The organism is Pseudomonas sp. 2822-15 (assembly GCF_002742515.1).
In the GTDB taxonomy this organism is placed as follows: Bacteria; Pseudomonadota; Gammaproteobacteria; order Pseudomonadales; family Pseudomonadaceae; genus Aquipseudomonas; species Aquipseudomonas salomonii.
Window position 1 is genome coordinate 122,185 of record NZ_LJRY01000156.1, and the last position, 12,113, is coordinate 134,297.

At 62.0% G+C, this 12,113-nt stretch carries 12 protein-coding genes; 8 read left to right on the forward strand and 4 right to left on the reverse strand.

Going from position 1 to position 12,113, the window contains the following annotated elements; all coding sequences use genetic code 11:
- The first annotated feature begins 110 nt into the window (after positions 1 to 110).
- Positions 111 to 1,052: a folate-binding protein YgfZ gene (locus AOA59_RS02220; RefSeq protein ID WP_099485702.1), complete on the forward strand. Its 942-nt coding sequence runs from the start codon at positions 111 to 113 to the stop codon at positions 1,050 to 1,052.
- A 36-nt stretch (positions 1,053 to 1,088) separates the two neighbouring features.
- Positions 1,089 to 1,910: an HDOD domain-containing protein gene (locus tag AOA59_RS02225; protein WP_099485704.1), complete on the forward strand. Its 822-nt coding sequence runs from the start codon at positions 1,089 to 1,091 to the stop codon at positions 1,908 to 1,910.
- Here the strand turns inward: AOA59_RS02225 and AOA59_RS02230 are convergent, their stop codons facing one another.
- Together AOA59_RS02230 and AOA59_RS02235 are read right to left on the reverse strand one after the other, a co-directional pair.
- Positions 1,911 to 3,296: a sensor histidine kinase gene (locus AOA59_RS02230; RefSeq protein ID WP_099485705.1), complete on the reverse strand. Its 1,386-nt coding sequence runs from the start codon at positions 3,294 to 3,296 to the stop codon at positions 1,911 to 1,913.
- A complete protein-coding gene (locus AOA59_RS02235) occupies positions 3,289 to 3,960 on the reverse strand; it encodes a response regulator (RefSeq protein WP_017137322.1) in 672 nt (223 codons plus the stop codon). Before AOA59_RS02235 ends, AOA59_RS02230 begins: the two co-directional genes overlap by 8 nt.
- 235 nt (positions 3,961 to 4,195) lie before the next feature.
- Here AOA59_RS02235 and AOA59_RS02240 point away from each other — a divergent pair, with 235 nt between their 5' ends.
- Genes AOA59_RS02240 through AOA59_RS02260 form a run of 5 tightly spaced genes read left to right on the forward strand, consistent with a single transcriptional unit; the run spans position 4,196 to position 9,567 of the window.
- A complete protein-coding gene (locus AOA59_RS02240; protein WP_099485707.1) occupies positions 4,196 to 5,485 on the forward strand; it encodes an OprD family porin in 1,290 nt (429 codons plus the stop codon).
- A 33-nt stretch (positions 5,486 to 5,518) separates the two neighbouring features.
- Entirely contained in the window at positions 5,519 to 6,502 is a 984-nt protein-coding gene (locus tag AOA59_RS02245; RefSeq protein WP_017137320.1) for a tripartite tricarboxylate transporter substrate binding protein, read from the forward strand.
- 60 nt (positions 6,503 to 6,562) lie between these two features.
- The gene (locus AOA59_RS02250) at positions 6,563 to 7,021 is read left to right on the forward strand and encodes a tripartite tricarboxylate transporter TctB family protein (protein ID WP_099485709.1); all 459 of its coding nucleotides are present in this window, start codon (positions 6,563 to 6,565) and stop codon (positions 7,019 to 7,021) included.
- Position 7,022: 1 nt separating this feature from the next.
- Positions 7,023 to 8,537, forward strand: a complete 1,515-nt coding sequence (locus AOA59_RS02255; protein WP_065929105.1) for a tripartite tricarboxylate transporter permease — start codon at positions 7,023 to 7,025, stop codon at positions 8,535 to 8,537.
- On the forward strand, positions 8,530 to 9,567 hold the full coding sequence (locus AOA59_RS02260; protein ID WP_065929287.1) for an AbrB family transcriptional regulator: 1,038 nt from the start codon (positions 8,530 to 8,532) through the stop codon (positions 9,565 to 9,567). The genes AOA59_RS02255 and AOA59_RS02260 overlap by 8 nt, the downstream gene beginning before the upstream one ends.
- A gap of 126 nt (positions 9,568 to 9,693) precedes the next feature.
- On the opposite strand, the gene ung is transcribed toward AOA59_RS02260, so the two are convergent.
- Positions 9,694 to 10,386: a uracil-DNA glycosylase gene (gene ung, locus AOA59_RS02265; protein ID WP_099485710.1), complete on the reverse strand. Its 693-nt coding sequence runs from the start codon at positions 10,384 to 10,386 to the stop codon at positions 9,694 to 9,696.
- A 136-nt stretch (positions 10,387 to 10,522) separates the two neighbouring features.
- Here ung and AOA59_RS02270 point away from each other — a divergent pair, with 136 nt between their 5' ends.
- The gene (locus AOA59_RS02270) at positions 10,523 to 11,635 is read left to right on the forward strand and encodes an enoyl-CoA hydratase/isomerase family protein (protein ID WP_099485712.1); all 1,113 of its coding nucleotides are present in this window, start codon (positions 10,523 to 10,525) and stop codon (positions 11,633 to 11,635) included.
- 54 nt (positions 11,636 to 11,689) lie between these two features.
- On the opposite strand, the gene AOA59_RS02275 is transcribed toward AOA59_RS02270, so the two are convergent.
- Positions 11,690 to 12,055 (reverse strand): hypothetical protein, encoded by a 366-nt coding sequence (locus AOA59_RS02275; protein ID WP_099485714.1) that lies wholly within the window; start codon positions 12,053 to 12,055, stop codon positions 11,690 to 11,692.
- Positions 12,056 to 12,113: the final 58 nt, after the last annotated feature.

Genomic DNA, 12,113 nt, shown 5'->3' on the forward strand with positions numbered 1-12,113 from the left:
CAGGGCCGACGGCAGCGGGACACTCGGCTTTGGTCGCCCCATATGGAAACTATCCATTTGCCGGGCGCCCCTCTATGATGCACCCATGACTTTTTGACCTGCGAAGACCCATGGCCGACTCTGCATTTTTCTGCCCCCTGACACATGAAGGCGTCCTCGCCGTCCGCGGCTCCGACGCTGCCAAGTTCCTGCAAGGGCAACTGACCTGCAACCTCAATTACCTGAGCGACACCCAGGCCAGCCTCGGCGCGCGTTGTACGCAAAAAGGCCGCATGCAGTCGAGTTTTCGCATCCTGCTGCAAGGTGACGGCGTATTGCTGGCGATGGCCACCGAGCTGCTCGAACCGCAACTGGCAGACCTGAAAAAATACGCGGTGTTCTCCAAATCCAAACTCACCGACGAAAGCGCTGCCTGGGCACGCTTTGGCCTGTCGAATGCGGATCAAACCCTGGCCACCTTCGGCCTTGAGCTGCCGGCCGACACCGACAGCGTGGTGCGCACCGACACATTGATTGCCATTCGTGTCTCCGTGAATCGCGCCGAACTCTGGGTGCCTGCCGAGCACGCCGAAACAGTAGGCCAACAATTGGCCAGCCAACTGCAACAAGCTGACTTGAATGCCTGGCTGCTGGGCCAGATCCGCGCCGGCATCGGGCAAGTCATGCCACAGACCCGCGAGCTGTTCATCCCGCAGATGCTCAACCTGCAAGCCGTTGGCGGCGTCAGCTTCAAAAAAGGCTGCTACACCGGCCAGGAAATCGTCGCGCGCATGCAGTACCTGGGCAAACTCAAGCGTCGCCTGTATCGCCTGAGCCTCGATGCGGCGCAGTTGCCCGAGCCAGGCACCCCGCTGTTCTCGCCCAACCATAACAGCGCGATCGGCGAAGTCGTCATCGCGGCAAAAGCTGACCAATCAATTGAACTTCTGGCCGTGCTGCAAGCCGAAGCTGCCGACAACGGCGATGTGCACGTAGGCAGCCTGGAAGGCCCGGGCCTCAACCTGCTCGACTTGCCGTACCAACTGGATCGCGATAAAGAGATCCAGCGTTAATCGCCGTACCCTTTTGCAACACCCTAGAGAGCATGAATGAACAAGCTGGCGGAAAAAGTCCAACAGGCTTTGGTGAAGGCCATCGACAACGATGACCTGGTTCTGCCGACATTACCGGAAGTGGCCTTGAACATTCGTCAGGCCGCCGAAGACCCGGATATCAGCATCAGCCACTTGAGCAAAGTGATCAGTCGCGATACCGCCCTGTCGGCGCGCCTGATCAAAGTGGTCAACAGCCCGCTGCTGCGTGCCACCCAGGAAGTCACCGACCTGCATACCGCCATCACGCGGCTGGGCACCAACTACAGCAGCAACCTGGCCATCGGCCTGGTCATGGAACAGATCTTCCACGCCCGCTCCGAAGTCGTCGAACTGAAGATGCGCGAAGTGTGGCGCCGCAGCCTGGAAGTGGCGGGTGTGAGCTACGCCTTGTGCCGTAACCATAGCCAGCTCAAGCCGGACCAGGCAGCCCTCGGCGGGCTGGTGCATCAGATTGGCGTGCTGCCGATCCTCACCTACGCCGAAGACCATTACGAACTGCTGGCCGACCCGGTCAGCCTCAACCATGTGATCGACAGCATCCACCCGTTGCTGGGCGACAAACTCCTGGGTGTGTGGGACTTCCCGGAAATGCTGGCCAAGCTGCCGGGGCAGTACCTGAACCTGGAGCGCGACTCCCCGATTCTGGACTACATCGACGTGGTGCAAATCGCCGCACTGTATTGCCACCGCGGCACCGCGCATGCAATGGCGAACGTAGACGTGACCAGCCTGCCGGCGCTCAAGAAACTGCGCATCGACCCCTACAGCGAGACGCTGCGTGCGGAGTTGGATGAAGCGCGCTCGATGTTCTATTGACTACCCCGCGATAAAACTCACCCGCACCTTCAACCCCGCCAACTCACCATCGTGCAGGCTGATCTGGGCCAAGTGCGCCCGGCAGATCTCGCCGACAATCGCCAGCCCCAAGCCTGAGCCCATGCCCTGCTGGCTGCGGCGGTAGAAACGTTCGAAGACCCGATCCCGTTCATCCAGCGGGATGCCTGGGCCGTCATCTTCAACTTCAAGGATGGCTGGCGCGGTCACCCGCAGAATCACGTTCCCGCCCGGTGGCGTGTGGGCCAGGGCGTTATCCACCAGATTGCTCAGCAGTTCATTCAACAAGGTCGGCTCACCGCGCAGCCACACCGGTTCATCCGCCTCCAATGCCAAGGCAACGCCCCGCGCGTGAGCCAGCGGCGCCATGGCCATGCCCAGTTCCCGCGCCAGTTGGCTGAGATCGAGCAATTGCGCACCGCCTTCGGCAATCGCCCGGGCGCCGTTTTCGATGCGCGCCAGGGATAACAGTTGGTTGGCCAAATGGGTCAGACGGTCAGTACCTTGAGCGGCGGTTTCCAAGGTGCTGCGCCAGGTCGCCGGCTCGCTGCTGCGCAGGCCCAGCTCAAGCCGGGCCTTGAGCGCCGCCAGCGGAGTGCGCAGTTCGTGGGCGGCGTCGGCAATAAACTGCGCCTGGCGCTCGAACTGGCCGCGCAGCCGCTCGGTGAAGTGATTGAGCGAGCGCACCAACGGGCCGAACTCGTGTTGCACCTCCACCAGCGGCAGCGGGCGCAAATCATCGGGTTGGCGTTCTTCCACGGCGGTGCGCAGGCGCTCCAGCGGGCGCAGCGCCGCGCTCACGGCAAACCACACCAGCAATAACGCACCGACCGCCAGCATGCCCAGGCGCAGCAAAGTGTCGGCCATCAGGCTGCGGGCCATGCTTTCGCGCGCTTCGTCGGTTTCGGCCACGCGAATTTCCGCCATGCCGTTCATGTTCGGCTCCGACACCGCCTTGAGCAGGCTGACCACCCGCACATGCTGGCCCTGGTACATGGCGTTGTAGAAGCGCGCCAACGCCGGGTAATCATCGGTGCGCGGCGTGCCCGGCGGCGGGCCAGGGAGGTTCTCGTAGCCGGAGATCAATTTTCGGTCGATGTCATTGACCTGATAATAGATCCGCCCCGCACTGTCGTAGGCGAACGTGTCCAGCGCCACATAGGGCACGTTGGCGCTCAGGGTGCCGTCCACCTGGGTCAACCCGGCAGCAATGGTACGCGCCGAGGCGAGCAAGGTGCGGTCATAGGCGGTGTCGGCGGCTTCGCGGCCATTCCAGTAAGCACTCATGCCGCTGGCGAGCATCAGCACCACCAGCAACAGCGCCAGGTTCCACAATAGCCGCCAGCGCAGGCTGCTGGGCTTATGCATCGCGGGCTTCCAGCAGGTAGCCAAGGCCACGGAAGGTCACGATCGCGATGGGCTGGCCGTCGAGCTTCTTGCGCAGGCGGTGCACGTAGATTTCAATCGCGTCGGGGCTGGCTTCCTCATCCAGGCCGAACACTTGCGAGGCCAATTGCTCCTTGCTCATCACGCGGCCGGGCCGGGCGATCAGCGCCTCAAGCACCGCCTGCTCGCGGGAGGTCAGCGTCATCAGCTCGCCGCCCACAGTGAAACGCCGGGTATCCAGGTCGTAGACCAGCACGCCGCACGCCTGCTGACGCTCGCCGCCCAGCACACTACGGCGCAGCAACGCCTTGACCCGCGCTTCCAGCTCGGTCAACTCAAAGGGCTTGGCCAGGTAGTCATCAGCGCCCAGGTTCAGGCCATGCACACGGTCTTTTACATCACTGCGCGCCGTCAACATCAACACGGGCAGATTTTTTCCACGCGCCCGCAGTCGCGCCAGCACCTCAAAACCGTCCATGCGCGGCAGCCCCACATCGAGGATCACCACCGCGTATTCCTCGCTGCTCAGGGCCAGGTCCGCGGCCACGCCGTCGTGCAACACGTCGACGGTCAAACCCGTGCTCTTGAGCGCTTGGGCAACACTTTCGGCGAGTTGCAGATGGTCTTCAACCAAGAGGACGCGCATGGATTTTCACCTCGTTCTGGCATGGTCGACGCCACGCTTTGGCGGGCAGTTTACAGGCGCCGCCTGCCCTGTGAAGCCCGAAAACATTGAAAGACAACTGAAAGGTTAGTGAAAGCTTCGCCCTTTAGCATCCAGCAACGGTGGCTAATGCCCGCTGAGCTACCTGATCCGTAGCGCCCGAAAAACGCCTCGAAGCGTTTTCGCCAAAATAAGAACAATAACGGAGTACACCACAATGCTGTCGACCCAGCCCCAGGCTTGCCCGCCTGTGCGTTTTTCCCGTCTTGCCAAGACCGCCCTTGCCAGTGCCACCGCCCTTGCCGGCTTTTCGCCGCTTAGCCAGGCTGCCTTCTTCGAAGACAGTAGCGCTACGCTGGAAACTCGCAACATGTACTTCAACCGCGACTTTCGCGACGGCACCAGCGCACAACAATCCAAGCGCGATGAATGGGCCCAGGGCTTCATGCTCAATCTGCAGTCGGGCTACACCGACGGCACCGTCGGCTTTGGCGTGGACGCACTGGGCATGCTTGGAGTCAAGCTCGACTCCAGCCCCGACCGCACAGGTTCTGGCTTGCTGCCCACCGATAACGGCCGCGCTGTCGACGACTACTCCAAGCTCGGCCTGACCGGCAAAGTGAAGATCTCCGCCACCGAACTCAAGATCGGCGCGCTGATCCCCGAACTGCCGATCCTCAAACCCAACGACGGCCGCATCCTGCCGCAGACCTTCAACGGTGGCTTGCTGACCTCCAAAGAATTCAAAAACCTGGTGTTTACCGGCGGCCGCCTGGATAAAGCCAAAGACCGCGATTCCACCGACTACGAAGAAATCGCCCTCAACAACAAGAACAGCCGTTTCGTCAGCGGCGCTACCGGCAAGCACTTCAACTTCGGCGGCGTGGATTACAAGTTTGCCGACAAGATCACCGGCAGCTACCACTTCGCCCAACTCGATGACGTGTACCGCCAGCACTTCCTCGGCCTGGTTGCCTCGCGCCCGCTCGGCCCAGGCACCTTCGGCACCGACTTGCGCCTGGCCATCAGTGATGACACGGGCGCGGCCCATGGCGGCAAGATCGACAACACATCCCTCAACGGCCTGTTCAGCTATGCCCTCAATGGCCATAAGCTCAGCGCCGGTTACCAGCACATGTCCGGCGACAGCGCCTTTCCCTATGTGGATGGCGCCGACCCGTACCTGGTCAACTTCGTACAAATCAACGACTTTGCCGGCGCCGAAGAACGCTCCTGGCAAGTGCGCTACGACTACGATTTCGCCAAGCTGGGTATTCCCGGCCTGAGCTTCATGAGCCGTTACCTGTCAGGTGACAACATCAAACTCAAGAACGGTGAGACCGGCAAGGAGTGGGAACGCAACAGCGAGATCCGCTACATCGTGCAAAGCGGCACGTTCAAGGATGTCGCGTTTCGCCTGCGTAACGCCACTTACCGCTCCAACTACTCGGCCCGTGATGCGGATGAAGTGCGCGTGCTGGTGAGTTACAGCCTGGCTCTTTGGTAGTCGTACCCCATAACAACAAAGACGGAGTTAAAAATGACCTATTCACTGCGTAAATTGGCCCTCGCCGCCGGCTGCATGCTGTTCGCCGGCCAACTGCTGGCCGCTGATGAACCCAAGCGCCCGGAATGCATCGCCCCGGCCTCGCCCGGCGGTGGTTTTGACCTGACCTGCAAACTGGCGCAAAGCGCGTTGGTCAACGAGAAGCTGTTGAGCAAACCGATGCGCGTCACCTACATGCCCGGCGGCGTGGGCGCGGTGGCCTATAACGCGGTGGTCGCCCAGCGCCCAGCGGACGGCGGCACACTGGTGGCCTGGTCCAGCGGTTCGCTGTTGAACCTGGCCCAGGGCAAGTTCGGGCGTTTTGATGAAAGCGCCGTGCGTTGGTTGGCAGCGGTCGGCACCAGCTACGGTGCCATCGCGGTGAAAAGCGATTCGCCCTACAAGACCCTCGACGATCTCGTCAAAGCCCTGAAGAAAGATCCGGGCAGCGTGGTAATCGGTTCCGGCGGCACGGTTGGCAGCCAGGACTGGATGCAAACCGCCCTGATTGCCAAGGCCGCCGGCATCAACCCTCGCGAGCTGCGTTACGTCGCCCTCGAAGGCGGCGGTGAAATCGCCACGGCCCTGCTCGGTGGCCATATCCAGGTGGGCAGTACCGACATCTCCGACTCCATGCCGCACATCCTCAGCGGTGACATGCGCCTGCTCGCCGTGTTCGCTGAAGAGCGCCTGGACGAGCCGGAAATGAAGAATATCCCGACCGCCAAAGAGCAAGGCTACGACATCGTCTGGCCAGTGGTCCGCGGTTTCTACCTCGGGCCAAAAGTCAGCGATGCCGACTACGCCTGGTGGAAAGAAGCATTCGACAAACTGCTGGCCTCCGAAGAGTTCGCCAAGCTGCGTGACCAGCGCGAGCTGTTCCCGTTCGCCATGACCGGCCCGGAGCTGGACACCTACGTGAAGAAACAGGTGGCTGACTACAAAGTGCTGGCCAAAGAGTTCGGCCTGATCCAGTAACCGCCCCTCTTTTGCACGGCCGCGCCCGCTTTAACGGGCGGCGCGGCCCAGGAGTTCCACATGCTCTTACAACGCATTTTCGCCTCGGTGATGCTGCTGGTCTGCGCCGGCCTGGCACTGATGGCCTGGCCGTATCAGGCGGCGTTTTCCTACGAGCCGGTCGGCCCACGCGCCTACCCGCTGCTGATGCTCGGCCTGATGAGCCTGGGGCTGATCTACATGATCTTTCGCCCACAGCCAACCAAGCACACTGACGAAGAACCGGCGCTGGACCGCGAAACCCTGATCAAGATCAGTATCTGCGTCGCGCTGCTGATCGTGTTCGCCGGCACTTTCGAGCCCTTGGGTTTCATCCTCAGCAGCATGCTGATCGGCATTCCGATGGCACGCCTGTATGGCGGCCGCTGGTTGCCCAGCGCAGTGATCGTCACCCTCATGGCTATCGGCCTGTACTTGCTGTTCGACAAGGCCATGGATGTACCGCTGCCCCTCGGCCTGCTTGAAGTTCTGGAGAACTGATATGGATACGTTCAGCTATTTGGGCCAGGGCTTCGGCGTTGCACTGACCCCTTACAACCTGGTGACCGCGCTGTGCGGCACCTTGATCGGCACCGTGGTCGGCCTGTTGCCGGGCCTGGGCCCGATCAACGGCGTGGCCTTGTTGATCCCCATCGCGTTCGCCTTGGGCCTGCCGCCGGAATCGGCGCTGATCCTGCTCGCGGCCGTGTACCTGGGCTGCGAATACGGCGGCCGTATCAGCTCGATCCTGCTCAACATCCCGGGCGAAGCGTCTACCGTAATGACCACCCTCGACGGTTACCCGATGGCCCGCAAAGGCCTGGCCGGTGTGGCGTTGTCGCTGTCGGCGTGGAGTTCGTTCATCGGCGCGTTTATCGCCACCTGCGGCATGGTGTTGTTTGCGCCGTTGCTGGCCAAATGGGCGATTGCCTTCGGCCCGGCGGAATATTTCGTACTGATGGTGTTCGCGATTGTCTGTCTGGGCGGCATGGCCGGTGACAAACCGCTGAAGACATTTGTTGCGGCGCTGATCGGTCTTTTCCTGTCTGCCGTCGGCATCGATGCCAACAGCGGCGTATACCGTTTTACCGGCGACAACATTCACCTCACCGACGGCATCCAGTTTGTGGTGTTGGTACTGGGCCTGTTCTCCATCAGCGAAATCCTGCTGCTGCTGGAAAAAACCCACCGTGGCCAGGAAGCGGTAAAAGCCACCGGGCGGATGATGTTCAATCTGAAGGAAGCCGGTGCGGTTTTTGTAGTTAACATCCGCTGCGGCTTGCTCGGTTTCATCATGGGCGTGCTGCCGGGTGCCGGTGCGACCCTCGCTTCGGCCGTTGCCTATATGACCGAGAAACGCCTGGCCGGTGCCAGCGGCAAATTCGGCCAGGGCGACATGCGCGGCCTTGCGGCGCCGGAAACCGCCATCGGTGCGTCCGCCTGCGGCGCCCTGGTGCCGATGCTGACCCTCGGCGTCCCAGGTTCGGGCACCACGGCAGTGATGATCGGCGCGCTGTCGCTGTACAACATCACCCCTGGCCCGCTGCTGTTCCAACAACAGCCGGACATTGTCTGGGGCCTGATCGCGTCGTTGTTTGTCGCCAACATCATGCTGGTGATCCTCAACATCCCGATGATCCGCATCTTCACGCGCATCCTCGCCGTGCCGAACTGGGCGCTGGTGCCGGTCATCGCCATCATCACCGCCATCGGTGTGTACGCGGTTCACGCCACCACCTTCGACCTGTTCCTGATGGTCGGCATCGGCATCTTCGGTTACATCCTGCGCAAGCTCGACTTCCCGCTGTCGCCAGTGCTGCTGGGCTTTATCCTCGGTGGCCTGATGGAGCAGAACCTGCGCCGCGCGCTGTCGATCTCCAACGGCGCGCTAGAGATCCTCTGGTCCAGCCCGATCACCTTTGGCGTGTGGGTACTGACAGCAATCATGTTGTTCGTGCCGCTGCTGCGTATCTGGCGTAAACGTGCCCAACAGCGTCGCGCCCTGGCCGATGTCTGAGGTCACCTTTAAACAATGGTGGGCAACACCGCTGGTCGGCCTGGCCGGCGGTTACCTGGCCAGCCTCATCGGCTGGCCTTTGCCGTACATGGTCGGCTCGTTGCTGGCGATTATCCTGGTGCGCTGCCTCACGCCGTGGCAGCTTGCGGAGATTCCCGGCGGGCGCAAATGCGGCCAATGGGTGGTGGGCATCGGCATCGGGCTGCACTTCACGCCGGTGGTGATCGAGCAGGTGATGAGCCACTTCGGCCTGATTTTTTTCGGTGCGTTAATCACCAGCCTGTCGAGCGTGGTCGGCGTGTGGTTGATGCGCCGCAGCGGTGAAGACCGCGCCACCGCGTTCTTCTCCAGCATGCCGGGCGGTTCCGGTGAGATGGTCAACCTCGGCGCCCGCAATGGCGCAGTGCTCAGCCGTGTCGCAGCGGGCCAGAGTCTGCGCGTGCTGGTGGTGGTGCTGTGTGTGCCGGCGATCTTCAAGTATTTGCTCGAAGGCGGCACGCCGCAGTTTCACCCGGCCCCAGTCAGTTGGGGCTGGCTGGCGCTGCTGTTCCCGCTCGGCGCGCTGGTGGCTTGGGGCTGGCAGCGTTTGCGTCAGCCCAACCCGTGGCTGTTCGGGCCACTGTTGGTCAGCGCGACGGCCAGTGTTGTCTGGGACTTGCATTACGGCCTGCCGGACGGCGGCAGCCAGATCGGCCAATGGCTGATCGGCAGCGGCCTGGGCTGCCACTTCAACCGTCAGTTCTTCCGCCGTGCGCCGTCGTTCATAAGCCGTACCTTGATCGGCACCGCCTTGACCATGGCACTTGCGACATTGGCAGCGGTGGGCTTGAGCGCGCTGACACAGCTGGATTTGCGTTCACTCACCCTGGGCATGATGCCAGGCGGCATTGCCGAAATGAGCCTCACCGCAGAGACCTTGCAGCTGTCGGTGCCTTTGGTGACGGCGATGCAGGTGATGCGTTTGTTGTTTGTGCTGTTTCTGGCGGAACCGTTGTTCAGGCACTGGAACCGCCAGCCGGAAAAAATCTGAGCCTCCACAAAACACCAATGTGGGAGCTGGCTTGCCTGCGATAGCGGTGGTGCAGTCAATAAATGTATCGGCTGACAGACCGTCATCGCAGGCAAGCCAGCTCCCACATTAGGTTGTGACTAACCTTTAGATTGGCGGCAACCGCCACTCAATCGGCGTCTCGCCATTCTGCTCAAGAAACTTGTTGGTACGGCTGAAGTGCCCACACCCCAAAAACCCGCGATACGCCGACAACGGCGACGGGTGCACCGACGTCAGCACCAGGTGCTTGGTCGCATCCACCAGCTTTTGCTTGCCCTGCGCATGAGCGCCCCACAACAGGAACACCAGGTGCGGCTGGTGCTCGCTGACCACTTCGATCACACGATCGGTAAAGAACTGCCAGCCCTTACCCGCGTGGGCATTGGCATTCGCGCGCTCCACGGTCATGGTGGTGTTGAGCATCAGCACGCCCTGGTCGGCCCAGCTTTGCAGGCAGCCGTGGGTGGGAATGTCGATGTTCAGGTCGCGCTTGAGCTCTTTATAGATGTTGACCAGCGACGGCGGCGTCGACACGCCCGGTTGTACCGAGAAGCACAGGCCATGGGCCTGGCCGGGGCCGTGGTATGGGTCCTGGCCGAGGATCACCACCTTGACCTTGTCCAACGGCGTGGAGTTGAGCGCGTTGAAGATCAGCGGGCCAGGCGGGTAGATCTCTTTGCCGGCGGCATGTTCCTGGCGCAGGAACTCGCGCAGTTCGGCCATGTAGGGCTTGTCGAACTCTTCCCGCAGGGCGTGTTTCCAGCTGGGTTCGAGTTTGATACGGTCGCCTTCGGTCATGGTTTGTTCATCGTGTAAAAAAAGAATGGGCGAACCCTAGGAAAGCCGACCCCGCTTGTCAATTGATCTGACACATCATCGGCACTTTCCCACGGAGCGATCATACTGATCTCTCACTGTCTCGATTGAGGTCACAATGAACCTGCACTTCGAAGAGCTGACCGGCAGCGACGGTGCCCGCCTCGGCATCGCCAGCCTGGACGCGGAAAAATCCCTCAACGCGCTGTCCCTGCCCATGATCCTGGCCCTGAGCGAACGCCTGGAAGCCTGGGCCAAAGACCCTAATATCGTGTGTGTGCTGCTGCGCGGCAATGGACCCAAAGCCTTTTGCGCCGGTGGAGAAGTCCGCAGCCTCGCCCTGGCCTGCCGTGAACAGCCCGGCGTCGTGCCCGCCCTGGCCGCGCAGTTCTTCGCCGCTGAGTACCGCCTCGACTACCGCCTGCACACCTACCCCAAACCGCTGATCTGCTGGGGGCACGGCTATGTGCTCGGCGGTGGCATGGGCCTGTTGCAAAGCGCTTCGGTGCGCATCGTCACACCGAGCAGCCGCCTGGCCATGCCCGAGATCAGCATCGGCTTGTACCCGGATGTGGGGGCCAGTTGGTTCCTGTCGCGGTTGCCGGGCAAGCTGGGGTTATTTCTTGGCCTCACCGGCGCCCATATCAACGGCCGTGATGCGTTGGACCTGGGCCTGGCCGACCGTTTCCTGCGCGATGACCAGCAGGAAGCGTTGATAGATGGCCTGCTGCAACTGAACTGGCAGGAACAAACCGCAATGCAGCTCAACAGCCTGCTCAAGGCGCTCGCCCAGGAAGCCGTCGGCCAGCTACCCGAAGCACAATGGCTGCCGCGCCGTGCGCAGATCGACGAATGGCTGGATGTGGGGGATGTGCGCTGTGCCTGGCGTGCCTTGAACCCGTTACGCGAGCATGCCGACCCGCTGTTCAGCCGCGCCGGCAAAAACCTGAGTGACGGTTGCCCGCTGACCGCGCACCTGGTGTGGGAGCAGATCCAGCGGGCGCGGCACCTGTCGTTGGCCGAGGTGTTCCAGATGGAATACACCCTGAGTCTCAATTGCTGCCGTTACCCGGAGTTTGCCGAAGGCGTGCGGGCGCGCTTGATCGACAAAGACCAGACACCCCACTGGCATTGGCCGGATATCAACACGATCCCGGACGCGGTGGTGCAGGCGCATTTCAACAAGGTGTGGGAAGGCCGGCATCCGCTGGCGGATTTGTCCGATTACTGAAAAGTGTCGCCCACAAAAAACGGCGCTTCCTGCGCCGTTTGCATTCAAGGCCTGTCAGCGGTGACCGCCGCGGCCACCTCCATGATCGCCACCCCGACCGTGCCCGCCTCTGCCGCCGTGATCGCCCCAACCCTGGTTCGGATAAGGCCGGTAACCGCCCCTTGGGCCCGAGGGGTAGTAGCGCGGGGACGCTTGGTAATAACGCGGCGCCGAGTAGTAACGCGGTGCGGGGGCGTAATAGCGCGGAGCCGGTGCGTAATAACGTGGCGCCGAATAGTACGTGCCACCGCCGTAGTAATACGCCGGCGCCGGCGCGGTGTAGACCTCGGATCGATAGTAGCTACCGCCTCCATCGTAGTAGGGCACACAGGCAGAAAGGGTAAGACCGAGTAAAGCGCTGAGCAGCAGTCGTCGATACATGGCGGCCTCCTGGACCGCGGAAGAGCACCTCCAGCGACGCGGGAGGGCGGCACCCGAC